Source organism: Halomonas campaniensis (assembly GCF_002211105.1).
Lineage (GTDB): Bacteria > Pseudomonadota > Gammaproteobacteria > Pseudomonadales > Halomonadaceae > Vreelandella > Vreelandella campaniensis_A.
On record NZ_JPUA01000003.1, the window covers coordinates 116,191 to 140,608 of the forward strand.

Here is a 24,418-nt window from a genome sequence, read left to right on the forward strand (position 1 = left end):
ATCCAGCGGCTAAATAAAAAAGTCAAAAGGGTACCAACAGGGCGCCTATAAAGGCGTTCTGGTGGCGCAGCATACATCAAGTGAAACAACAGGATATCACTTGTGTAGCAGGCGTGTAATTTTAGTATAAAGTGTGCGGATTAACCGTTGAGAGATTTTTTGTTACATGAGTGAGTCCTTTACTACCTGGCAGGCCCGCTTCGAAAAGCTGCGCTCCAATAAGTTTTTTGAAGCGGTAGTGATCGCCATTATCGTCATCTCTGCCCTGGTGATCGGGGCAAAGACCTACGATGAAACCACTCGGGTCGAGCAGTGGCTGCTCTATCTCGATATCGCGGTAACGATTTTTTTCCTGATTGAAATTTTAATCAGGATGGCCGCAGAGCGCAGCCTTCTCGACTTCTTCAAAAAGGGCTGGAACGTTTTTGATTTCCTGATTGTGACCGCCAGCCTCATTCCCATGGATGACTCGGAAATGGTGTTGTTGGCAAGGTTGCTGCGCATTTTTCGAGTCTTACGCCTGGTCTCGATGATACCTGAACTGCAGATGCTCCTTAGCGCCCTGGTGAAGTCGGTGCCGCGGATGGGCTATGTGGTGCTGCTGATGTTTATCATCTTCTATATATACGCCGCCATTGGCAGTTTCCTGTTTCACAATGTCGACGAGGGGCTATGGGGCAATATTTCCCTGGCGATGCTCACGCTGTTTCAAGTGGCGACGTTTGAGAGCTGGGCCACGGCGGTGCTCTATCCCGCCATGGAGGTTTACCCCTACGCCTGGATCTATTTCTTAACGTTTATCTTTTTGAATGCCTTTATTTTTCTCAATATGATGATTGGTATTGTGTTGGACGTGATGCAGAAAGAGAGCGCGCAAATGGCGCTGGACAACGGCGAAGGCGAAGAAGCCGAGCTGCAGTCGCTGCGCAATGACGTTCGCGGGCTGAAAGCCCAGCTTGACCGCATGGAGTCAGCGCTCACTCAAGCCTACTCGACAGCCCCCACGCACCAGAATGACGCGGACGGTAAGCACACCGATAAGCCCACAACTGACTGATTTTAGGAGAGCCGCCATGATGTTGACTGATCCTGCCAAAAAGTACCGCCCCTTTGTGACCGTTGACCTGCCCGATCGCCAGTGGCCGAACAAGCGTATTGAAACGGCGCCTATCTGGTGCAGCGTTGACTTGCGCGACGGCAACCAGTCACTGATCGACCCCATGGATCAGGAGCGTAAACAGCGCTTTTTCGACATGCTGCTCAAGGTTGGGTTTAAACAAATAGAGGTAGGGTTCCCGTCCGCATCGCAAACGGACTTCGACTTTGTGCGCTCGCTGATTGAGCAGGATAAAATCCCCGAGGATGTGACCATTCAGGTGCTGACCCAGGCGCGTCCGCACTTGATTGAACGCACCTTTGAAGCGCTACAAGGCGCCAAAAACGCTATCGTCCACGTCTATAACGCTACCGATCCCATGTTCCGCCGGGTGGTGTTTAACGTTGATAAGCCTGAGTGTGTGCAAATCGCCGTGGAGGCGACACAGCAAATTCGTGCTCAGATGGATGCCGCACCAGAAACCAACTGGACGTTTCAGTACTCGCCGGAGCTCTTCACTACCACCGAGATGGACTTTGCCGTTGAGATCGTCGAAGCGGTCATGGGGGCTTACGGCAGCAGTGCCGATCGGCCCATGATCGTTAACCTACCTGCTACGGTAGAAGTCGCCACGCCCAACAACTACGCTGACCAGATCGAGTGGTTCTGTCGCCACGTCAAAAACCGCGACCACTTGATTGTCAGCGTTCACCCCCACAACGACCGCGGTACCGGCGTAGCGGCGGCAGAGCTGACGCTAATGGCCGGAGCTGATCGCGTTGAGGGCACGCTGTTTGGAAACGGCGAGCGTACCGGCAACGTCGATATCGTCACCCTGGCGATGAATATGTACACCCAGGGCGTCTATCCAGAGCTCGATTTTTCCAATATCACCCCGATCATGCGTGAAGTGGAGTACTGCAACCAGTTGCCGGTGCACCCACGCCACCCGTACGTGGGCGATCTGGTATTTACCGCTTTCTCCGGCTCCCACCAGGATGCGATCAAAAAAGGCATGGCGGATCGTCGCGCCAACCCTGATGCGCTTTGGGATGTGCCTTACCTGCCTATCGACCCGCTGGACGTGGGCCGTAGCTATGAAGCGGTAATTCGGGTTAACAGCCAGTCGGGAAAAGGCGGTGTGTCCTACCTGCTGGAGCAGGAGCACGGTATTGAGCTACCGCGTCGGCTCTCCATCGAATTTAGCCAAGTGGTGCAGGAAGTGGCCGAGCGGACTGGGCGTGAAATCACCTCACAAATGATTTATCAGGCCTTCGCCGATGAATATTTGGAGCAGTGTGCCCCCTTTGCTTTGGTTAACCACCGCTTGTCGTCTGAACCCGATAGTCCGAAAGTCACGCTGGAAGCGGTTGTGGAGAGTGATGGCAGCCGCCAAACGCTAAAAGGAGAAGGCAACGGCCCGTTAGCGGCCTTTATTAAAGCGCTGGCCGCCGCTGGACACGATGTGGAAATCATCGACTACCACGAGCACTCACGCGGCCAGGGCGCCGATGCCGAAGCCATTGCTTACGTGGAAGTGCGTATCGACGGCAAAGCAGTGTTTGGTGTGGGCACCGATGAGAGCATCACCAGTGCCTCGATGAAAGGTGTGCTTAGTGCTATCAATCGACACCATTCGACCCAACCCGCAGCGGCGAACGTGACGGCGGAGACGTTGGGCTAATAGGCGATTGCCAACATACCAAGGTGGAAAGCGATGCGGCCCTGGCAAATCATAGTGTTAATCGCGTTAGTGCTGGCTGGGTTAGCATCAGCCGTGGCTTCCCACGAGTCCTTTGAGTCTAAGCTAGTGCGGCTGGAAGCTCAGCGGGCACTGCCCACGCTAGAGGCATCGCTTGAGCAGGCGTCACCAGAGCTCAACACGCTTTTTCTCAGCTACGCCGACGATCAGGCGCTGTGGATGAGCGCTTCTTTGGCGATTTTACGCCACGGCGATAGAGCCCGCGATGTACTGGTGGAGTATGGCTTACTGCCCGATTTTCAGCGGGTGTTAGTGCGCTATGGGGCCGACGCCATACTGCCTATCAGCTACTTTCGCAGCCACGATGTAGCGACGCTAAGAGCGCAGCACTGGGTTGGTGAGCGCTACCAGCAGCTTAGCCGCTGGTGGAGCGATGAGGAGGGCGGTGAGGATTCAGCGTTCACACCTTACCGTCGCGGCCAGATGGGTATTGCGCTGCTGGATGCCAATGGCCACGCACTGCTTAACCAGTTTGTGGTCAGTGAGCAAGGCGAGATTGAGTGGTTGCAGGGCGAGCGAGTCGTCGCAGGCGTCGGCGACTTCTTTACCAGCGGGCTACGCGATCTAGAAAGCCAGTGGCGGCGGGGCGACGCCATTGGCGCTGCTGATTTAGGCTGGGCGGGTGTCGATCTACTGGTGATGGCCAGCACCGTTAAGGTGCTGCGGGCGGGCAGGGCCGCTCGAACTGCGCGGGTGGGGAGCGTGGAAGCCCAGGGAACTCGCGTTGGCTTGCGCCAAGGTATGGTTGCCAGCAGCGGTCGTTTTGCGACCTTGCCGCGTATGGCCAAGATTGCTGCGGTAGCGGGCACTGCCTATGTGGTGGTTCGCCACCCAAGCCTCGTCAGCGCACTCGGCGCCAACCTGTCGAATTGGCTCGGTTGGCCGGTCTGGCTAGGCCAGTTTCTTATCTGGCTAATCGTGCTGCTGCCGATGCTGATCATTGCCCGGCTTGTCTATCGCTGGCTACTTACACCGCTACTGTGGCTGCTAGTGCCGTTGATGCGGGTATGTTTTAAAACGGCTAACCATGCGTTAGCCAAGCGTACTCAAAGGCAAGTCGACGAGACTAACTAAGAAGATGGGATGTAACATAAACGGGGCGGCCTTAAGGTCGCCCCGTTTGTTTTCTATTGATCAACCGCAGGCGTTATTCCGGAAGGGCATACACGGCAACCTGATCACCTACCTGATCTTTCAAGATACTGTTGCCACCGGAAACAAAGGCGACGTATTGGCGACCGTTGTACTCATAGACAGCTGGGTTGGAGACGGAGGGGGCTTCAGTCTGATCCGACCACAGCTCCTCGCCGGTTTCCAGAGAGTAGGCGCGTACCTTGGCATCCATGGAAGCGCCGATAAAAACGACGTTACCCGCGGTGACTGCCGGGCCACCGATGGTGGGCGAGCCCCAGCTCTCAGGCATAAAGAAGCCATACTGTTGGGATACGCCCATCGGACGACGCCATTTGATATCACCTGTCGTCATATCGAGGGCAACGAGTTCACCGAAAGGTGGTTCCCAGCAGGGCATGCCCCACCGATTGAGCGCGACCTCTAAACGCATCCCATAGGGCGCGCCTTCCTGGGGGGCAAAACCGCTTTCGTTACCCGAGCCGCTATCCGCTTTGTCATAATCTTCGCGATTATAGAGCTTTATGTACTGCACAATGTGCGAGGTATTGACGATGGCGGTCTGGCTTTCGGGGTCAAAGGCGACACCGCCCCACTGTACGCCGCCCGCACTGATGGGAAAGCCCAGCGTGCCTTCTCCTTGGGTCGTCGGTGGGGTGTACATGCCTTCATAGCTGAGATCGTCCCACAGTGCAGAGCACTCCCCAAAGCTAACCGCATCGGCCAGCGCCCAGACGTTGGGTTTCTCGGACTGATCTAACAGTGGCGCTGGTTTGGTGGGGAAGGGTTGTGTCGGTGCATAGACTTCGCCCTCAACGCTGCCGTCGCCGCTGGGTACCGGGCGCTCCTCAATTGGCCATACATCTTCGCCGGTTTCGCGGTTGACCACGAACAGAAAGCCCATTTTGGTCGCCTGAATCAGCGCCGGGATCTCTTCTCCATCGACGGTAATGTCCATCAGCGTTGGGGCTGCATTGATATCATAATCCCAAATATCGTGATGCACCCACTGCCGCGACCACACCACTTCGCCGGTCTCGATATCCACCGCGGTGGTCGATGTGCCTAGCGGCACTTCTTCGGTGCGGTTACCGCCCCAGTAGTTCGGCGAAGGGGAGGAGACTGGCAAATAGACCAGACCAAGCTCTTCATCGGCGGACATATGTGTCCACACGTTAGCGGTACCGCTCTGCTCGCGCATCTCATCAGAGAGTGCCTGGAACGTCCATTCGAGCTCGCCAGTGCGGGCATTGATTGAGAATACGGTGCCAGGGGGCGCCTCTTCATAGGCCCAGTCCATGCCTGCCCAGCCTAAAATCAGATGGTCGCCCACCACGGTAGGTGGCTGTAGCAGCGACAACGGCCATTTTTCATTGGTGTCATTCCACTGGTTGGCGTCGAGCACGCCGTTATTGGCAAAGTTTGCACACTGTTCGCCGCTATCGGCGTCGACCGCGAACAACTGCGCATCCATGGTGCCCATATAGATGATCTTTTGGCAGGGCTCGCCTGCTTCCGGGGTGTCCGCTTCCCAATAAGCTACACCGCGATTTTTCAGGGCAGGCTGGGTCAGCGCTTCGAGAGAGGACTGCGTATCGAAGCTCCATTTCTCTTCGCCATTTGCGGGGTCTAGGGCCAGAATGCGGTAGAAGGGGGTGCCGATATACAGCGTCTCATTGGCAAACACCGGTGTGGCAGACCAAACGGTTGCAGGTAAATCCCCGGAACCATCAGCAACATCCCCTGTGTGTACTTCCCATACTTTTTCCAATTCACCAACGTTGTCGGTATTGATCTGATCAAGCGGGCTATATTTCTGGGCGTTGAGCTGGCCGTGAAAACTGTCCCAGGTGGGTTCGCCAGGCACCAGTGGAATGGGGGCGGCGCTAGTCGCTTCTTTGGGTGTGGCGTTCTCTTGCTCCCCTGGCGATGCCTGTTCACCGGACGGTTCTTGAGCTGTGGATTGCTCTGTATCTACTGATGGCGCCTGAGCGAGTAGCGGCAATGACGTAAAGCCAATAGCCAGGGCGGTAACCGCGCCTAAACCCGATGTAACAAATTTAAACGGAGTGCTCGGGGAGGGCAATGAAGTTGGCATGGGCAGCTCCTTAAGTGTGGGTGGGGCGTGCGTAGTGTGCAGGGCGAAACAGGTCGAGAATCAGGCCAATAAGACCGACCACCATCGCAACGCAGATCCACCACTGATGGAGCAGCATCGCGGCGAAAAATGTACCGGCAAGGCCTAGCAGAATAAGAACTCTCAGTGTGATGGAAGCACCGCGTGCTTTTACTTGCATTAGCAATAGCGCCATTACCGCAAGAATGAAACAGGCCACAATGGCAACCAGTGCCCCGAGTGTTCCCGTGACTCCGGTCAGTGGTGTGAAATAGGCATACAGTGCAACTGCAAGCCCAGCGAGTGAGGCGATCAGAAGGACGATAGCGCCCGATTTTGATGAGAGGGGTGACGACATAACGTGTTGGCCTCCTGCTGAGTGGAAAGCCTGACATTGAGGCTAACTCAATGTCAGAAATCGTTAGCACTATAACTTTAGCAGAAAACGCTACCTTTATGATCTGGGGGCCGTGACCTGATCAAATGTCGCAGCACATCGCGCTGTTTTTTTCAGTGGAGGTGAGGTACTGCAAAATTGCCTATCTCGAATAAACTAAACTAGTTGAACTAAGTCGTGTTTCCGGCGGGATTTCATATGGAAGCTATCAACATACACGAAGCCAAAACGCGCTTGTCGCAGCTCGTCGCGCGGGCTGCCGAGGGCGAGGGGTTTATTATCGCCAAAGCGGGTAAGCCGATGGCGCGTGTAACGGCGATTGACAGCCCCGCGCCGGGTCAGCAGAAGCGGCTGGGTTTCTTGGCGGGCCAGTTTAAAGTGCCTAATGACTTTGATCGGATGGGGCAGGAGGAAATAGCTGAGATGTTTGGAGACTGATGTGAATCTGCTTCTGGACACGCATATTTTGCTCTGGGCGGCGGCGTCACCGGAGCAACTCTCGGCGGATGCGCTATCGCTGATCAATGACGAGAATAACAGGCTCCACTTTAGCGCCGTCAGCATCTGGGAAGTGGTGATCACGAACAGCCTGCAGCGCCCTGATTTCCAAGTCGACCCGCACTTATTGCGAAAAGGGCTGGTGGATAATGGTTATTTAGAACTCCCTATCACTTCACTGCATACACTTAACGTCGCTCATTTGCCTAGCATTCATAAAGACCCCTTTGATCGGATTTTGGTGGCCCAGGCAGAGGCTGAGAGTTTTTTGCTGCTTACAGCGGATGAGTGGGTGGCTCGGTACGCTGGGCCTATCCGAAAGGTATAGCGAACGTTTGGCTTAAGGCTTCGGCACTGAGCCATTCAAACTTCACAGCGCCGCTGTTTCTTTAAAATGCATCACAACGGCGTTTTACTTCCCCTTCCAGGAACTTCCCTCACCAAGCGTGGCATTAAGAATCCTGGAAGGTGATCACGTAGCTGAGTTACCAACTCACGCGCCTCACCATCGGATACGTCAAAATGCGCAGCGCCCTGAACAGGATCCAGTACATGCAGGTAGTAGGGTAGAATACCCGCTTCAAATAGCCGTTCCGATAGTGTGGCTAACGTAGCCACGTCGTCGTTTATGCCGCGCAGCAGTACGCTTTGATTGAGTAGTGTGGCACCCGCCTGTTTGAGGCGCGTGCAGGCGTCGATCATCGCTTGGTCGATTTCATTGGCGTGGTTAATATGCAGTACCACGACTTTTTGCAAGCGCGTCGACCCCAGCCAGCCCAGTAGGGCGTCGTCTACCCTGTCAGGAATGACCACCGGTAGACGGGTATGGATGCGTAGCCGTTTTAGGTGCGGAATGCTCTCTAGCTGCTCTACCAGCCATGCCAACTGACGGTCACTGGCGGCCAGTGGGTCGCCGCCAGAGAGGATGGCTTCGTGAATAGTGGTGTCGCTTCGCAAGTAGTCGAGTGCTTCCTGCCACTGTGCCCTGGAGGGCGAGTTGTCGCTATAGGGGAAATGGCGGCGAAAGCAGTAGCGGCAGTTGATGGCACAGTTAGGGCTGGCGATCAGTAGTACCCGGCCCGCATATTTATGAATTAGCCCTTTAGCGGGGCGGTGCTGGGCTTCTTCAAGTGGATCAACGACGTAGCCAGCAGGCGTGAGTGCTTCCTCGCCGAGCGGTATTACTTGGCGCAGCAATGGGTCGTTTATGTCGGCATAGGCTATTCTGTTGAGATACGCTTCAGGTACGCATACCTCAAACAGTTCGTGGCCTAACTTGGCGCCGGGCAACCATTCGCGGCTGAGCCCCAGCCGTTGGCATAGTGCCTGAGGGTCGCGAATGGCATGGGAAAGCTGCTGCTGCCAAGTGGAAACTGCCAGTGAGTCGCGATGGCTTTGTGTTTCAGACCCGGCAATAATGATGTTCTCCTGCAAAAAAGCCCTCCTTCGGGTTATCATGCGCGCACTTATTTAACGACGCCATTTACAACGCTGCTGGTATATAGCGGCTGGCATATAAACCTGCTGACGGCAGCAACGTATGGCTTCGCGCATCACCTGTTGAAACAAATAACTGAAATGGATGATTGAGAGACATTATGGCGAACTATTCTACCAACGAATTCAAGGCTGGTCTGAAAGTAATGCTCGATGGCGATCCTTGTTCGATCGTTGAGAACGAGCTGGTCAAGCCCGGTAAGGGACAGGCGTTTAACCGCGTTAAGCTACGCAACCTGATGACGGGCCGCGTAGGTGAGAAGACTTTCAAATCCGGTGACTCGCTGGAAGGTGCCGATGTCATGGATTTGGAGATGGAGTATCTCTACAACGATGGAGATATGTGGCACTTCATGAAGACTGACGGCTCGTTTGAGCAGTATGCGGTAGAGAAAAAAGCGCTAGGCGATAGCATCAAGTGGCTGAAAGAGCAGGTGCCCTATATCATTACGCTTTGGAATGATAAGGCCATTTCCGTGACGCCACCGAACTTTATCGAGCTGGAAGTCGTGGAAACAGATCCCGGTTTGAAAGGCGATACGGCACAGGGTGGTTCCAAGCCTGCGACGCTGTCTTCTGGTGCTGTGGTGCGAGTGCCGCTCTTTATTAATCAGGGTGAAGTGTTGAAAATCGATACCCGCAGTGGGGATTACGTCTCCCGCGCTTGATCGCTTTTCAGAGCGCTTGCATGTCTTAATGGCCACGCTTTGTGCGTGGCCATTATTATTTAAGGTGGTTTTTCCAAGGAGTCGTCATGGCCATTGATTGGCAACCCTCAGCGTCTTTAGAAACGCTGCACGAACGGGCGCGGTTAATGGCCAAAGTGCGGGCTTTTTTTGCCCAGCGTGACGTGCTGGAAGTGGAAACCCCGGTATTGGGGCAGGGGGGCAGCACGGATGTGCACTTGGTATCACTGCACACCTTGGCGCGGACAGACAAGGGGCAGCGCCGTCTATGGCTGCAAACCTCCCCTGAGTTCCATATGAAGCGCCTGCTTGCGGCGGGCAGTGGGCCGATCTTTCAGCTCGCGAGAAGCTTTCGTGACGGTGAAATCGGCGCCCGCCACAATATCGAGTTCACTATGCTGGAGTGGTATCGGCCGCAGTTTTCGCTGGATCAGTTGATTGATGAGACCGCGACGCTCATTATGTCGCTACTGCCCAGCTTCCCCGGCCCGCTTGTGCATTACCGCTACCGGGAGCTGTTTCATACCCACTTAGAAGTTGATCCCTTTACCACGTCACTGGATAAGCTCCGCTCGTTAGCCGCTGAGCGTGGGCAAATGTCCGTCAAAGCGCTGGCCAGTGAGGGGCGCGAAACGTGCCTAGACCTGTTGATGAGTATGGTGATTGAGCCTCAACTGGGAAAGGCTGAGCTAAGCGTAGTGGTTGATTACCCGGCCAACCAGGCGGCCTTGGCTCGCCGCCATCAGGATGTTGACGGTGAGTGGGTAGCTTCCCGCTTTGAGCTGTACCTAAACGGTATTGAGTTGGCTAACGGCTATGATGAGCTGACCGATGCTGCTGAGCAGCGTGAGCGGTTTGCTGCAGACAATGCTGAGCGCCGCCGCTTGGGGTTGCCGGAAGTGGATGTCGATGAGCGTCTGCTTGCCGCGCTAGAGCATGGGATACCTGACGGTGCCGGCGTCGCGCTGGGAATTGATCGACTTATTCAATTGTCACTAGGCAAAGCACGCCTGGAAGACGTGCTAACGTTCTCAACGCCTAATTGCTAGTGATCACCTAGCGATTCGCCCATGCTAACCATCGTTGCAAGAGGGCGCTCTTCGAAGTTGACGGTTTTAGCGAAGCACATGACCACCGTGGAGCCAAGCTTGAAACGTCCCATCTCGGCACCTTTGTCCAGTGTGATCGGTTGGCCAAACTGCATGCGCTGGGGATGACCCGAAAGCGGCGTTACTTGTCCCGACCAGACGGTCTCGATAGCAGCCACAATCATGGCACCGACCAATACCATCGCCATGGGGCCTTGCTCGGTATCAAAGATACATACCAGGCGCTCATTCCGGGCAAACAGCCCCGGTACATAGTTGGCGGTGGCTTGGTTGACCGAGAATAGCCGACCTGGGACGTAGATCATTTCGCGCAGGGTGCCGGTCACTGGCATATGCACCCGATGGTAGTCCCGTGGCGACAGGTAAACCGTGGCAAAGCTGCCGCCCAAAAACTCTTCTGCCAGCGCTGTATCGCCGCCCAGCAGGGTTTGCGCTGAGTAGGTGTGACCTTTCGCTTGCACCAGTTGACCTGCCTGCAAACGCCCATATTGGGAGAGCGTGCCATCGGCGGGGCTGAGGATGCCTTCGCCCAGTGGGCGGGCATCGGCTTTTAGCGCGCGGGTGAAGAAGTCGTTAAAGGTGGCGTAGGCGGTGGGGTCGGGCTCCAGCGCTTGGCTCATATCGACATTAAAGCGTTTGATAAACGCTTTGATCAGGGTGTCTTTCACCCAGCGGTTATCGCACTGGGCGAACTTGCCGGTCAGGCGCGAGATCGCATGGTGAGGCAATGGATACTGAAATAGCGAAAAGGCTTTTTGGGAAAGAGTCACAATAATATCTTCGTAGCAGTGGCTAAAAGCCTGAATTAGCTGGCATCACAGCCCTGGCTAACTCAGCAATACGTAACGCAGACACGCTGTAAACCCATCCCTGGGCGCTCGGCTTTTTCATCCCTGAAAAAGACGGTCTGCTTATACGTATTCCTGACGCCAGGGCGCAAACTGTCGAGCGTCACTTCTCAATGGGTGTGTCGTCACGGTTGCCCCATTCACCCCAGGAGCCTGCGTAGCCGCGCATATTAAAGCCTAGCGCCTTGCCCACCAGCCAGGTAAAGCTGCTGCGGTGGTGGCTCTGGCAGTGGGTGGCAATTTCCATTTCCGGGGTCAGGCCTAGGACGCCCAGCTCGGTGATCAGCTCGGCGTAATCGCGTATGCGCAGTGCACGATGGCGATCCATGGCGTTAAGCCAGTCCATGTTTACTGCGCCGGGAATATGGCCCAGGTGCTTGTTGTTACCGCGCACCCCATCATACTCATCCTTGGAGCGTGCATCCCATACCGCAAACTGCTTATCGTCGAGCTTCTCTTTTATCTCGTCGCAGGTGATCAGGGCATTGGGGTTGAGAATCTCCGCATGGTATTCGCTGGGTGATGGAGCGGTCGGTTCGCTGCTCTCTTCAAGGCCCGCGTCGCGCCATGCATGGATGCCACCGTTCAAGTAGGAGTAGCGCGTATGGCCAATCAGATCCAGCGTCCATAGCAGGCGCGCCGCCCAGCCGCCGCCCTCGTCGTCGTAAGCCACGACATGGGTGTCGCGGGTCAGGCCAAGGGCACTGAATAGCTGCGATAGCGCTTCTACGCTGGGAACGTCGCTGGGCACTGGCCCTTCGCCACGCATCAAGTAGCGAAAGTCTAGAAAAATAGCCCCAGGTACATGGCCCTGGCGATAGCTGTCACCGTTGACCGGCACATCGATAATCAGTAGCTCAGGATTATCCAGGTGCTCTTGCAGTTGTTCGGGTTCAACGATTAGCGGCAGCAGGTTAGCTTCCGACGATTGGCGCTCAATACTCATGAGTAACTCCTGTAGGCGTTAGCTGTCTAGGCTATCGAGAATGCGCCGATAGCTGGCAAAGCGTGCTGGATGAATCTTGCCTGCCTCGACCGCCGCGAGTAAAGCGCAGCCGGGCTCATTACGATGCCTGCAGTCACGGAAGCGGCAGTAACCAATATAGTCGTGAAACTCAATAAAGCCGTCGGTGACTTCCTGCTCGTTGAGGTGCACCAGGCCAAACTCGCGAATACCCGGTGAGTCGATGAGATCGCCGTCGGCCACCTCAGCGCGGCTCATGGTATAGAGGCGTGCCGTGGTGGTGGTGTGAGTACCTTTGCGGGAGTCCTCCGAGAGTGCACCAATGCGTAGGGTTTCATCGGGTAGCAGTAGATCAATCAGCGATGATTTGCCGACGCCGCTTTGGCCAACGAATACCGAGGTGCGCCCTTCGAGCTGGCTGCGCAGTTCATCTAGGCCAGTTTCTGTGGCGGTGGTGGTGCGGACGACGGGGTAGCCCAAATCGCGATAGCGCTCGAGTAGTTTACCCAGTTCACCACCATCTTCTGGCAGTAGGTCGGTTTTATTCAACACGAGTACTGGGGCAATACCGGTCGCTTCGGCAGCCACCAGGTAACGGTCAATAAGGTTGGCGTGGGGTGCGGGTTCCACCGCAAACACAATCAGTAGTTGATCAATGTTGGCGGCGACCGGTTTGAGCTGGCCGCGGGCGTCGGGGCGTTTAAGTACGCTGTCGCGCTCTTCACGTGCCACCACCACGCCGGAACCTTCCTGACCTGCGCGCCATATCACTCTGTCGCCGGTGACCAGGCCGTCCAGATTGGCGCGCAAGTGGCAGCGTACCGGTTCATTATCGCTGTTGCGCACCTCAAGGGTACGCCCGAAGTGAGCAACGACACGGCCCGGCTGTTCGGCACCGTATTCACCGGCGGCGAGCTTTTCAGCGTCCTGCACATCGCGCTTTTCAGCGCGCTGGGCACGTTCCGCCTGGACTTTCTCGACGCGCCACTGCTGCTGGCGACTTAATTTACGTTTGCTCATGACCACCTGATGATCGCTACAATAGCGGTCATTGTACCTATCAACGATGTGATTGTACTTAGCAAAGATGCCATCAAGTAGCCGAGCTCTCATTTGTAGCCGCTTGGCGGCCCTATGTGCAGTCTTATTTAAGTATTATTTTGTTTTTCACTATTCAGGTTGCCTTCAATTCTGCTACTCATTGCAGTGCTTTCATCAGCACCTAAAGGTTCAGCATTACAAGGCGTCGCAACCGTTTTCAAGGTGAGACTCGCTAAGGTTGTGCGCTTGCTCTGTTGGGTGAAATGGCTCAAGAGCACTCATCAATTAGTATAAGGTTTTTGTAGCTGCTCGCAGCGCGTTTCTGGTGAGCTTCAAACCATATGCTCTATGCCGTATGCATCTTAAATCACTGTGGCTATCGTAAGATAATGTTTTATATAACATAAGATTTATTCTTAGACATTTTTTAAGCTAAGCCAAGCTGAATTTTAGGGTTGTATAAGCAGAGGACTCACTAGTCTTTACATGCCTCTTTAGAAAATCTTCACCTAGAGCTATTTGACATACCAATCTGAGGGCTGCTATTAATATTTTGTGATATATCACAGCATGCATCGCAAACATGGAGCAGCTTATGAAAACTATAAAAAGATCTATCGTAGCAGCGCTTGGCATTGCTTTACTCACGCCTTTAACCAACAGTTACGCGCAAGATATAACAACGCTTAACTTTCAAACGCATCATAGTTCCTCATCTCTACAAGGAGAGGCGCTTAATCGATTTGCCGATTTGGCAAACGAAATGTCAGGCGGTAGTTTAGATATAAAAATGCATACAGACTCAGCAGTGGTGAAAGCATCGGAGGCATTTGAGTCAGCAAGCATGGGGATTATTGATGGTGATGCAACGGGGGCGGGATATATAACTGGTAAAAACCCTGCCTTTCAATTTTATGGCGATATCATGGGAGGATACAATACGCCTTACGAGTTAATTGGTTGGTACAAAGACGGGGGCGGTTTAGAGCTAGCTAACGAACTTTACCATCAATTTGATATGCACTTGATAGGGGTGTTTATTGCTACCCCTGAAGCACTCAGTTCAACTTCAGCGTTAGCTGGCATAGAGGATCTTGATGGGTGGAAGTTTCGATCTCCTCCTGGTATGGAGTCGGAAATTTTTGCCAGCTTAGGTGCTGGCCCGGTTGTTATGCCCTTCGGTGAAGTTTTTACGGCAATGTCCACCGGAACCGTTTCCGGCGCGGATGCATCCACCTTGGCAGTGAATAAAGGTTTAGGTCTCTACGATATAGCAGAGCATGCTACTTATCCGGGGTTTCATTCAATGCCCATTGAGCACGTGGCGATAAATCTTAATAAGTGGAATAACCTTAGCGAAGCCGAACAACAATTACTCCGTTCTGCTGTGGATACTATTGCTTTGGAGATAATTCAAGACTCTACGATGCTTGATCGGCAAGCAGCAGCAGAGCTTAGGCAAGAAGGAGTGACTCTACACGACTGGAGCGAGGAAGACCGCCAAGCCTTTAGGGAAGCAGCTCAACAAGTGTGGGAAGATTGGTCGACACGTAGTCCTGAAGCCAAGGCTGCGTACGACTCTCACATTGCCTATATGAACAAATTAGGCATCCTTGAATAGATAAAAATATCAATAATCCGAGGTCGCCTGGCCTCGGCTTGCTCAAGGAGAACCCTCTATGTCACCGCTCATGCATAAGTCATCAATTGCCAAAACAGTAACTGCGCTTTTTTCTTTATTACTACTGGTTATTGTAGCCGTTACTTTTTACGAAGTGTTGGCCAGGTATATATTTAAATCCCCCACACTATGGGCCAATGAGTTGGCGCTTTGGTTATCTGCGATTCTTTATGCGGCGGCAGGTGTCTATGCAATGCAGCTCGACCAGCACCTTCGGATTACCGTTCTGTACGATGCTTCGCCATCTTGGTTGAAGCGAGTATTCGACTGTATTCAGCTGGTTTGCGTGCTTACTTACTGCTTAGCGATATCCTGGTTTGGTTGGCCGAGCTCATGGAAAGCATTGGCAACGTGGGAGCGCTTCGGAACCGCTTGGAATCCTCCCATTCCTGCGACAGTCAAGCCTGCCATAGTGTGCGCAGCACTGATAATAGCGATCTACGCGATTATCAATTTCGTCAACAATATGCGGGGGATCGACACTCGCTCACCGGCTGAGGAGAAGGGACGTGTCGATTGAATTAATTACCCTAGTACTTGTTCTGGGTGTCTTATTTCTGATGGCCATAGGTGTGCCGCTAGCCTTTGCTGCGGGTTCTCTTGCGATCACAATAGCTTACTTTAATTATGGTACCCCTGTTATCGCTATTGCCCACAAAACGATATATGGGCTGGCTACTGAGTATGCGTTACTCTCTATTCCGTTGTTCATATTTATGGCAACGCTTTTAGAAAGATCGCGAATCGCCCACGACCTTTACGATAGTCTCAATAAGTTATTTGGACACAGAAAAGGTGGCGTAATGACCGTTACGCTGGTGATATCCATCTTTATGGCGTCTATAAGTGGTATTATTGGTGGCGAAATTGTTTTACTAGGCCTAGTGGCGCTACCTCAAATGCTGAGGCTTAATTACGATAAAAAACTGGCAATTGGCGTTATTTGTGCTGGTGGTTCACTGGGCACAATGATTCCTCCGTCAATTGTGCTAATTGTTTATGGACTCACTGCCGAAGTCTCAGTGCATAAATTGTTTATCGCTTCATTTGTACCAGGGTTTGTGTTAGCGCTTGCCTATTATGCTTATATCTATATTCGCTGTACGTTAAATCCAAATCTAGCTCCAGTGCCTGATAAAGTAGAAGTCGAAGCTATTGGTTGGAAGGATATCATTCATGGCTTCCTTCCATTTCTGTTGCTGATTTTAATCGTGTTTGGCTGCATCTATGGAGGAGTAACATCGATTACAGAAGCGGCTGGTGTAGCTGTGGGCGCCACCCTCATGGTGATATATGCACGTAAAGAACTTTGCAAAGAACTAGTGTGGCAAGCGCTTAAAAGAACGCTCCTATCGTGCGGTATCATTTTATGGGTAACTTTTGGCGCAGCAGTATTGATTGGAATATACAATCTCTCAGGAGGTCAGCAGTATGTTACTAGCTTTATTGCAGGGCTAGGTATTTCTCCTTTTGCAACAATTCTGGTTATGATGCTGGTGTTTTTCGTGCTTGGCCTGTTTATGGATTGGATTGGAATACTGCTTCTTACCATTCCTATTTTTGTACCCATTGTAACTCATCTAGGTTATGACCCAGTATGGTTTGGTGTGCTATTTTCACTAACGATGCAAGTTGCATTTTTGTCACCTCCATTTGGCCCAGCTGCCTTTTATTTGAAAAGTGTTGCCCCGCCTGAGATTAGTCTTCAGACAATATACGCTTCGCTTTGGCCATTTATGCTTATACAGATAGCAATATTGATATTTATGCTGGCTTTTCCTGGTGTAGCACTTTGGTTACCTGCCGTACTTAGCTAAAAAGGATTAAAGATGAAAATTACAGCGATAAAAACATATCGATTAAAAGAGTTTTCCAATGTGCTTTGGGTACACGTTGAGACGGATGCGGGTATCGTCGGCTTAGGTGAAACATTTTATGGCGCTGGTGCTGTAGAAGCCCATATACACGAAACACTTTCCGAGCGGTTGTTGGGCAAAGATCCTCTTCATATTGAGGCTCTGCACAAAGAGATGGTGTCACTACCCATGGCGCAGTCTTCAACCGGCGCTGAATACCGTGCAGCCTCTGCTATTGACATAGCTCTCTGGGATATCTTTGGTAAAGTATGTAACCAGCCAGTCCACCAAATGTTAGGCGGGCTGTGTTGGGAGAAGATTCGCATATATAACACTTGTGCTGGTTACCGTTACGTCCGGACTAACAATATTAAGCCAGTTTCAAATTGGAATTTAGGTGCTGCGGAGGGGCCTTATGAGGATCTGGACGGCTTTATGAACCGCCCAGCCCAGTTAGCTGAAAATCTCCTGGAGTCGGGTATTACGGCAATGAAAATCTGGCCATTTGACCCCGCTGCTGTTGAGACGCGTGGCCAGTACATCACCACACCGCAAATGAAAAAAGCGATAAAACCCTTCGAAGAAATACGTAAGGCCGTTGGCGATGAAATTGACATCATGGTTGAGTTTCATTCTCAGTGGAATTTGCCGACTGCAAAAAATATAGCTAAGGAATTGGAGCAATTTAATCCCACTTGGTATGAAGACCCCATTCGCATGAACTCACCGCAAGCACTGGCTGAGTTTGCTGCTTCTACCTCTGTATGGACATGTGCCAGTGAAACGCTTGGCTCTCGCTGGCCCTATAAAGACATGCTGGATCGTGACGCAACCCATGTGGTTATGGTCGATCTCTGCTGGACAGGAGGGTTAACAGAAGGGCGCAAAATAGCCTCCCTTGCCGAAACCTGGCATCGCCCTTTTGCTCCTCATGACTGTATTGGCCCGGTCGGGTTTGTGGCCGCCATTCACATGTCATTTAGCCAGCCAAACACACTCATTCAGGAGAGTGTAAGAGCTTTTTATCGAGGCTGGTATACCGAGCTGGTAACGGTTGTACCCAAAATAGAGAATGGCTTTGTCTACCCTATGGAGGGGCCAGGGCTTGGCGTTGAGCTTTTGCCCACTTTCTTTAAACGCTCCGATTTGAGCGTGAGAAACACGTCACTTTAAAGGAGCCACCCATGGCAACGAATCTTTTTGACTTAACAGGTAAAACCGCTCTCATTACCGGTTCTTCACGGGGGCTAGGCCGCGCCTTTGCCGAGGGGCTTGCAAGTGCTGGGGCTTCCGTCATTCTTAACGGCATGAACCGGGAGCGGCTGGATGCTGCTGAACAAGAGATGACTCAGAGTGGCTATCATGTCGAAATCGCAGCGTTTGATGTCACCGATGAAAGCGAGGTTAAATCAGCCTTCGCTAAATTCGATAAAGCGGGTATCAATATTGATATTTTGATTAATAATGCCGGAGTACAGTTTAGAAAGCCGATGGTTGAGCTTGAAACATCCGATTGGCATCGTGTCATTGATACTAATTTAACCTCAGCATTTGTTGTCGGCAGAGAAGCGGCAAAGAGAATGATTGAGCGTGGTTACGGAAAGATCATTAATATTGGATCTCTAACCAGTGAGCTCGCCCGTGCAACGGTTGCTCCCTACACGGTAGCCAAGGGCGGGATTAAAATGTTGACCAAGGCGATGGCAGCTGAGTGGGGAGAGCATGGCATCCAGGCTAACGCCATTGGGCCAGGTTATATGTTAACTGATATGAATGAAGCCTTAACCTCAAACCCAGATTTTGATGCATGGGTAAAAAGCCGAACACCTGCCCGTCGTTGGGGAAAGCCTGAAGAACTTGCAGGTACAGCCATTTACCTTAGCTCTGCTGCTTCAGACTATGTTAATGGGCAAATCATTTATGCTGACGGTGGCATGATATCAGTGCTATAGGGGGAGTTATGCAAACAGTAGTCATACACGCCCCCGGCGACTTACGCGTCGAAGCGCATCCAGAAGCACATCCGCCCGGCCCAGGTGAAGTAACGGTCGCCATTAGTAAGGGGGGGATTTGCGGTTCTGATCTACATTACTTCCATAACGGCGGTTTTGGTGCGGTAAGGTTGCAAGAACCTATGGTTCTAGGGCATGAAGTAGCTGGTATTGTCGCGGAGCTTGGCATAGGCGTTTCACATTTGAAAGTGGGCGATAAGGTGGCTGTGAATCCTTCGATGCCTTGTGCCGCATGTCAATATTGTCTGAGTGGCCAGCGCAATCAATGCGAGGATATGCGGTTTTTTGGAAGTGCCATGCGGTTTCCTCATCAACAGGGGCTGTTTCGCCAAAATATTACGCTTCCCGCCCAACAACTCTACCCGCTACAACCCGAGACTGACCTGACGTATGCTGCCTGTGCAGAGCCTTTAGCCGTCTGTCTCCATGCAGTACGCCAAGCTGGCTCTTTGGTCGGGGGTAACGTATTAGTGTCGGGGTGCGGGCCCATTGGCTGCTTAACGGTGCTATCCGCTGCTCGCGCTGGGGCTCAATATATTACCGCGACAGATCTTTCTGATGCGCCTTTAGCGATTGCGGCTCAACTAGGCGCGCATCGTAGTGTCAATCTCAATAGCCAACCAGATGCGTTGGCTTCCCTTGCTCACGGGAAGGGTAGCCAAGATGTTATCTTTGAATGCTCGGGTAGCCCCAAAGCACTTGCGTCGGCATTAGAGATTATTAAGCCCGGTGGCACTATTATTTTGGTCGGTTTAGGTGGTGAGATCCCATTTCCCTTAAATTTAGCGGTTGCTAAGGAAGTGAAGATGATGGGGAGCTTCCGCTTTGACGAGGAATTTTCCCAGGCTGCTGATCTAATTGATAGAAAGGTGGTTGATTTAAAACCTTTTGTATCTTCAGTTATACCCTTTAGAGAGGCAAGGTCTGCTTTTGAGCTAGCGTCTATGCGTGAGAAATCGATGAAAGTTCAGCTTGACTTTGACGTGAGATGAGCTTTTTCATGATGGCCTGTTGTGTTTTTTTGACAGAGGTTGACTGAATTCCAAGTTTAGGTTTTCTATGAAAAATGCGGTGAGTGTTCTCATTTTTTATCAGGCCTAATATTTTATTTGGCGAGTTTGTGCATGGTAAAATAGTCAGTTTTTTTCCGATAATAATGGCTAAATAAATATGAGTAATAAAACTAGCAGTACGGGTCAGAACCTGCTTGATCTCGCCTATGATAAGCTTGAAGAACTCATCGTTACCTGCGAGCTAAAGCCAGGCAGCCACCTTAGGATTCAAGACTTACAAACGATGACTGGCTTTAATCGGATGCCGGTTTATCAAGCGACAACTCGTTTGGCTGCTGATACGCTCATGATTATTCATCCGCGACAAGGTATCCAGATTTCACCAATAGACTTGTCTCGTGCTTCATTGCTGCTTGACTTACGTCGGGATCTTGAAAGGTTTGTTATATCACTGGCTAGCCAAAGAGCAAGCGACGCGGAAAGAGGTCAGTTTCGCCACATAGCTAATTTGTTAAAAACAAGTGAGTCCTTAACCATCTCTGAGTTCAATGCTTATGATAGAAAAATAGACCAGATGGTGCTTTCCGCGTGTGGTGAGCCTTTTTTACAGTATACGCTTAGACCTCTGCATACTATTTTTCGAAGAATTGGCTGGGTTTACCATTCTTATGCTGCTGGTGGAGAAAGCCTTGATAGTACCGTGGAAGGTCATATAGCCGTCCTGGATGCCATACTTTCAGGTAAGCCAGAACACGCCGCACTGGCATCTGATAAGCTTATCGACTTTGTAAAAGATATGTTGCCTGTGTTGAATGATGAATTACCTCCTAGCGTCTTTGATGTCAGAATGGAATTTAATCAACCTTAATTTAATAATAATACTGGAGTTTCCATGAATATAGTATTTCACGGCAAAAATGCACAAACTTTTTTTAGCGATTTTGCACCTCTTCTTGAGGGGGATCACGCTATAAAGTTGTTGCCGGACGCTCTCGAATCCGCCGAAGATATTTCTTGTTATACTAGTGCCGATATTGTTGTCGGTGTCAAATATGATTCATCGCTACCTGCTTTAACCAAAACAAAGTTGTTTCATGTTCCTGGCGCTGGCTATGACGGTTTAGATTTCTCTCTGCTTCCAAACACAACAATAGTCTGTAATTGTTTTGGCCATGAGCAAGCGATCATTGAGTATGTCATGTCGGCCCTTCTGCTTAGGCATGTTCCAATAACCGATGCCGATGAAAGGTTAAGAAAGGGTGACTGGAAGTATTGGGCCGGTGGTGCGTCAGGCCTACGCACTGAGCTATCTTCTGAGTCCATAGGTATCATCGGTTATGGGCATATTGGAAAAGAATTGGCAAATAGGGCCCATGCTTTTGGAATGGATGTGTCGATAGCCAATAGAAGCAGGGTTGAAGCGTCTAGTCACATAAAACAATCTTATGCTCTTGATGATCTCTCCTCTATGCTGAAGGATGTCGATATTGTTGTTAATACGCTCCCGCTGTCTGAAAATACTGAAGGTTTTATTGGTCAAAAAGAGTTTAAAGATATGAAAAAAAGTGCTGTTTTTGTCAATGTCGGTCGTGGCCGCGTGGTTGATGAAAAGGCACTATTTGATGCCCTGAATGAGTCGAGAATTGCTAGCGCGATCATAGATACTTGGTATGTTTATCCAGCAGAATCAGATTCTAATCCTTTACCCGCGTCTCTTCCTTTCCATGAATTAGACAACGTGATTATGACCCCACACATGTCTGGGTGGACACACGGTACGGTAAAGCGCCGCCAGTTAACGATGGCGCGCAATATTAATAAACTGGCCAAGGGTGAGGGTGATCTTGTAAATATTGTTTCTACCTGAATGCCAATAAAATCAGAAATCCGGTTTTGAACCTTGATCGATAATTAGAACGACATAGTTTGCTGACGATATCGCTTCAGCGGCAGATGTGGGACTGTTTCCTCCCATGTTAAAGTGCGAGAATTTATAGGGCCTGTGGACGTTTCGTCGTGATTCACGCTGTAACGTGCACAGGCCCTTGTTTAACTGTAAGCGTAAATTTAAGGCACAATGGCATGATTTGAATAGCCATTTAAGCAAAAGGATACCGGTAATGAGCAACGAAACGACGGGTGCCGCAGAAGGAAAAACAGCGCCGCGGGATGATCTGCTGGTGTGGATCGATCTCGAGATGACCGGCCTCGATCCTAATAAAGAGCGCATCATTGAAGTGGCCACACTCATTACTGATGCGGACTTGAACGTCATGGCTGAGGGGCCAGTCATTGCAGTGAAGCAGCCCGATAGCTTGCTGGCGCAGATGGATGACTGGAATCAGAAAACCCACGGCGAATCAGGTTTGGTAGCACGGGTAAAAGCCAGCAGGGTGGAAACGGCAGAAGCTGAGCAGCAAACCCTGGCATTTTTGCAGCAGTACGCGGTGGCGGGGTCGTCGCCCATGTGTGGCAATAGTATCCACCAGGATCGACGCTTTCTGGAGCGTGAGATGCCCGCGCTGCTCAACTTTTTCCACTACCGCAATCTTGATGTGTCGACCATAAAAGAAGTGGCCAAACGCTGGAATCCCGGTGCGCTGGCAGGCTTTAGTAAACAGAATGTGCACTTGGCAATGGACGATATTAAAGAGTCGATTGCTGAACTGGCCCACTACCGCAATACGTTTTTACGTGTTGACCAAAGCCGCGACGAAGAAGAGTGACTGAGGAGGGTAGTTAAGAGGAGTGGATGTCGGTAGCAATTCGCTTACCGCGCTTAAGGCGCTGCTCCTCAAGCGCCCAGTCGACGTGTTCGCGTACTAGCTCACTGGGATAGGCTCTACGCGCCCATAGCGCTGATTCTACCGCAACGCTCCAGGGCGCATTGCCAAGGCCGATAGCGATATTGCGCAGCCAGCGTTCATAACCAATGCGCCGAATGGGGCTGCCAGCGGTTTTATCCAGAAACTCCTCTTCGCCCCAGGCAAACAGGCTGATAAGCGATGCACGATCGAGATCATGGCGCGGTGCAAAGTCGTTTTCCTGGGTCGTGCGGGTAAAGCGAGTGAAGGGGCACACCAGCTGGCAGTCATCGCAGCCGTAAATACGGTTGCCCATGGCGCGACGATACTCGACCGGGATCGCCCCGTGTAACTCAATGGTGAGATAGGAGATGCACTTGCGCGAGTCGACCACTTTGTCGTCAACGATAGCCCCGGTGGGGCAGGCGGTTTGGCAGGCGCTGCAGCTACCGCAGTGTTCATGCTCAAAGGGTGCGTCAATGGGGAGTGGTAGGTCGGTATACAGCTCGCCAAGAAAAAACAGCGAGCCCGCCTTGGGGTTGAGCAGCATGGCATTTTTGCCGAACCAGCCAAGCCCGGCTTTTTGCGCCAGGGCGCGCTCCATCACTGGCGCTGAATCGACAAAGGCGCGGTAGCCGAACTCACCGACTTCCTGCTCAATTTTTTTTGCTAATAGGGCTAACCGTTTACGAATAAGCTTGTGATAATCACGCCCTAAAGCGTAGCGGGAAACATAAGCGCGGCTGGGCTGGCCGAGTACTTTGGTGCTCTCCACTTCGGCGGGCAGGTAATCCATGCGCACGCTGATAATGCGCTGAGTGCCGGGTTCCAGCTCTGCGGGGCGGGTGCGCTTGGTGCCATGTTTGGCCATAAAGCCCATTTCACCGTGGTAGCCCTCTTCCAGCCACGCGTCCAGGTGAGCTTCATGGGCCGACAGCTCGGTATCGGTGATACCCACCTGCTGAAAGCCCAGCTCTCGCCCCCAGATTTTAATCAGGTCGGCAAGGCGAGCAAGTTTCTGGTCAGTCATTGCACCATCAGAACGTGCAAAGGCAGTGGAATTCGACATAGTCAATCAACAGCAAGGCATTAAGCGCGCTATGCTAACGCATTGGCAGCCATCAAAACATGTGAAAGGAGCGATCGTGACAGTCCCGAATACTTCCATGCTACGCCCCCTCTATAAAGCAGCCCAGGTTCAGGAACTCGATCGGCGCACGATTGCCGGGGGTATCGATGGCTTTGCATTGATGCAGCGCGCCGCCTCAAGTGCTTGGCACAGCTTCCGCTCCCGTTGGCCTCAGGCACGCAGTATTACTGTGTTGTGTGGAGGCGGGAACAATGGTGGCGATGGTCACGTGCTGGCCGCGCTGGCCATGCAGTCTGGCCTGAAAGTGCAGCGGATAACGCTTAAGAGCGTTGACGAGCTGAGCGGTGACGCGGCGCGTGCCACTGAGTTAGCCACCTCCGCGGGGGTAGGCTGCGAGGAGTGGCACGCCGGTATTGAACTCACTGGTGAAGTGATCGTCGATGCGCTGCTGGGTACCGGATTGACTGGCGAAGTCGAGGGGCGCTTCAAGCGCGCTATTGAAATGATCAATGCCTCAGATCAGCCGGTGCTGGCGATTGATATTCCTTCAGGCCTGGTCGCCGATACTGGCAATGTGCCAGGTATTGCCGTAAAGGCCGCCTGCACGGTGACTTTTATCGGTGATAAGGTGGGGCTGCATACGGGGGATGCGCCGGCTTATACCGGCGAGATTGATTTTCGCCCCTTGGGCGTCAAAGCTCAGGCCTATTTCGATATCTTCCCCACGGCTTGGCGACTGGATGATTCGCTATTGGCAGCGGCGTTTGCCCCCCGCCTGCGTACCAGCCCTAAAGGCGACATGGGCCACGTGCTGGTG

At 52.2% G+C, this 24,418-nt stretch carries 25 protein-coding genes; 17 read left to right on the forward strand and 8 right to left on the reverse strand.

What is annotated here, in order from left to right:
- Positions 1–166: 166 nt before the first annotated feature.
- Genes JI62_RS01735 through JI62_RS01745 form a run of 3 tightly spaced genes read left to right on the forward strand, consistent with a single transcriptional unit; the run spans position 167 to position 3,932 of the window.
- Positions 167–1,057 (forward strand): ion transporter, encoded by an 891-nt coding sequence (locus tag JI62_RS01735; protein ID WP_088698512.1) that lies wholly within the window; start codon positions 167–169, stop codon positions 1,055–1,057.
- A 16-nt stretch (positions 1,058–1,073) separates the two neighbouring features.
- On the forward strand, positions 1,074–2,780 hold the full coding sequence (gene leuA, locus JI62_RS01740) for a 2-isopropylmalate synthase (RefSeq protein ID WP_088698513.1): 1,707 nt from the start codon (positions 1,074–1,076) through the stop codon (positions 2,778–2,780).
- A 33-nt stretch (positions 2,781–2,813) separates the two neighbouring features.
- The gene (locus JI62_RS01745) at positions 2,814–3,932 is read left to right on the forward strand and encodes a hypothetical protein (protein ID WP_088698514.1); all 1,119 of its coding nucleotides are present in this window, start codon (positions 2,814–2,816) and stop codon (positions 3,930–3,932) included.
- Positions 3,933–4,005: 73 nt separating this feature from the next.
- Here JI62_RS01745 and JI62_RS01750 read toward each other — a convergent pair whose 3' ends face one another.
- Both JI62_RS01750 and JI62_RS01755 read right to left on the reverse strand, forming a co-directional pair.
- Positions 4,006–6,087, reverse strand: a complete 2,082-nt coding sequence (locus tag JI62_RS01750; RefSeq protein WP_088698515.1) for a pyrroloquinoline quinone-dependent dehydrogenase — start codon at positions 6,085–6,087, stop codon at positions 4,006–4,008.
- 10 nt (positions 6,088–6,097) lie between these two features.
- Entirely contained in the window at positions 6,098–6,463 is a 366-nt protein-coding gene (locus JI62_RS01755; RefSeq protein WP_088698516.1) for a hypothetical protein, read from the reverse strand.
- A 237-nt stretch (positions 6,464–6,700) separates the two neighbouring features.
- On the opposite strand from JI62_RS01755, the gene JI62_RS01760 reads away from it, so the two are divergent.
- Positions 6,701–6,940: a type II toxin-antitoxin system Phd/YefM family antitoxin gene (locus tag JI62_RS01760; RefSeq protein ID WP_088698517.1), complete on the forward strand. Its 240-nt coding sequence runs from the start codon at positions 6,701–6,703 to the stop codon at positions 6,938–6,940.
- A 1-nt stretch (position 6,941) separates the two neighbouring features.
- Positions 6,942–7,328 (forward strand): type II toxin-antitoxin system VapC family toxin, encoded by a 387-nt coding sequence (locus JI62_RS01765; protein WP_088698518.1) that lies wholly within the window; start codon positions 6,942–6,944, stop codon positions 7,326–7,328.
- A gap of 71 nt (positions 7,329–7,399) precedes the next feature.
- Here JI62_RS01765 and epmB read toward each other — a convergent pair whose 3' ends face one another.
- Positions 7,400–8,434, reverse strand: coding sequence for an EF-P beta-lysylation protein EpmB (epmB, locus tag JI62_RS01770; RefSeq protein ID WP_088698519.1), 1,035 nt, complete (start codon positions 8,432–8,434; stop codon positions 7,400–7,402).
- 164 nt (positions 8,435–8,598) lie between these two features.
- Here epmB and efp point away from each other — a divergent pair, with 164 nt between their 5' ends.
- On the forward strand, positions 8,599–9,165 hold the full coding sequence (efp, locus tag JI62_RS01775) for an elongation factor P (RefSeq protein ID WP_088698520.1): 567 nt from the start codon (positions 8,599–8,601) through the stop codon (positions 9,163–9,165).
- A gap of 86 nt (positions 9,166–9,251) precedes the next feature.
- Positions 9,252–10,232, forward strand: coding sequence for an EF-P lysine aminoacylase EpmA (epmA, locus tag JI62_RS01780; RefSeq protein ID WP_088698521.1), 981 nt, complete (start codon positions 9,252–9,254; stop codon positions 10,230–10,232).
- On the opposite strand, the gene asd is transcribed toward epmA, so the two are convergent.
- The 4 genes from asd to JI62_RS22555 all read right to left on the reverse strand — a co-directional run bounded on the left by asd (position 10,229) and on the right by JI62_RS22555 (position 13,417).
- Positions 10,229–11,062, reverse strand: coding sequence for an archaetidylserine decarboxylase (gene asd / locus JI62_RS01785; RefSeq protein WP_088698522.1), 834 nt, complete (start codon positions 11,060–11,062; stop codon positions 10,229–10,231). The two genes, epmA and asd, sit on opposite strands and share 4 nt — an antisense overlap.
- Positions 11,063–11,243: 181 nt before the next feature.
- The gene (locus JI62_RS01790; RefSeq protein WP_088698523.1) at positions 11,244–12,086 is read right to left on the reverse strand and encodes a sulfurtransferase; all 843 of its coding nucleotides are present in this window, start codon (positions 12,084–12,086) and stop codon (positions 11,244–11,246) included.
- Between the two features lie 18 nt (positions 12,087–12,104).
- A complete protein-coding gene (gene rsgA / locus JI62_RS01795) occupies positions 12,105–13,124 on the reverse strand; it encodes a small ribosomal subunit biogenesis GTPase RsgA (protein ID WP_088698653.1) in 1,020 nt (339 codons plus the stop codon).
- A 128-nt stretch (positions 13,125–13,252) separates the two neighbouring features.
- Entirely contained in the window at positions 13,253–13,417 is a 165-nt protein-coding gene (locus JI62_RS22555; protein ID WP_170938459.1) for a hypothetical protein, read from the reverse strand.
- Between the two features lie 323 nt (positions 13,418–13,740).
- Here JI62_RS22555 and JI62_RS01800 point away from each other — a divergent pair, with 323 nt between their 5' ends.
- From JI62_RS01800 to orn, 9 genes are all read left to right on the forward strand, one after another.
- Positions 13,741–14,766 (forward strand): TRAP transporter substrate-binding protein, encoded by a 1,026-nt coding sequence (locus JI62_RS01800; RefSeq protein ID WP_240513102.1) that lies wholly within the window; start codon positions 13,741–13,743, stop codon positions 14,764–14,766.
- Between the two features lie 58 nt (positions 14,767–14,824).
- Positions 14,825–15,346 (forward strand): TRAP transporter small permease subunit, encoded by a 522-nt coding sequence (locus tag JI62_RS01805; protein WP_088698525.1) that lies wholly within the window; start codon positions 14,825–14,827, stop codon positions 15,344–15,346.
- On the forward strand, positions 15,336–16,643 hold the full coding sequence (locus tag JI62_RS01810) for a TRAP transporter large permease (protein ID WP_088698526.1): 1,308 nt from the start codon (positions 15,336–15,338) through the stop codon (positions 16,641–16,643). The genes JI62_RS01805 and JI62_RS01810 overlap by 11 nt, the downstream gene beginning before the upstream one ends.
- Positions 16,644–16,655: 12 nt before the next feature.
- On the forward strand, positions 16,656–17,855 hold the full coding sequence (locus JI62_RS01815; RefSeq protein WP_088698527.1) for a mandelate racemase/muconate lactonizing enzyme family protein: 1,200 nt from the start codon (positions 16,656–16,658) through the stop codon (positions 17,853–17,855).
- A gap of 11 nt (positions 17,856–17,866) precedes the next feature.
- A complete protein-coding gene (locus tag JI62_RS01820; protein ID WP_088698528.1) occupies positions 17,867–18,634 on the forward strand; it encodes an SDR family oxidoreductase in 768 nt (255 codons plus the stop codon).
- Between the two features lie 8 nt (positions 18,635–18,642).
- Entirely contained in the window at positions 18,643–19,686 is a 1,044-nt protein-coding gene (locus JI62_RS01825; RefSeq protein ID WP_088698529.1) for an L-idonate 5-dehydrogenase, read from the forward strand.
- 178 nt (positions 19,687–19,864) lie between these two features.
- The gene (locus tag JI62_RS01830; RefSeq protein ID WP_088698530.1) at positions 19,865–20,575 is read left to right on the forward strand and encodes a GntR family transcriptional regulator; all 711 of its coding nucleotides are present in this window, start codon (positions 19,865–19,867) and stop codon (positions 20,573–20,575) included.
- Between the two features lie 24 nt (positions 20,576–20,599).
- Complete coding sequence (locus JI62_RS01835) at positions 20,600–21,574, forward strand: 2-hydroxyacid dehydrogenase (protein ID WP_088698531.1); 975 nt, start codon at positions 20,600–20,602, stop codon at positions 21,572–21,574.
- A 253-nt stretch (positions 21,575–21,827) separates the two neighbouring features.
- A complete protein-coding gene (orn, locus tag JI62_RS01840; protein WP_088698532.1) occupies positions 21,828–22,433 on the forward strand; it encodes an oligoribonuclease in 606 nt (201 codons plus the stop codon).
- A gap of 13 nt (positions 22,434–22,446) precedes the next feature.
- Here orn and queG read toward each other — a convergent pair whose 3' ends face one another.
- On the reverse strand, positions 22,447–23,580 hold the full coding sequence (gene queG / locus JI62_RS01845) for a tRNA epoxyqueuosine(34) reductase QueG (protein ID WP_430750708.1): 1,134 nt from the start codon (positions 23,578–23,580) through the stop codon (positions 22,447–22,449).
- A 97-nt stretch (positions 23,581–23,677) separates the two neighbouring features.
- On the opposite strand from queG, the gene JI62_RS22805 reads away from it, so the two are divergent.
- A partial coding sequence (locus tag JI62_RS22805) for an NAD(P)H-hydrate epimerase (protein ID WP_240513106.1) occupies positions 23,678–24,418 on the forward strand: 741 nt, incomplete at its 3' end.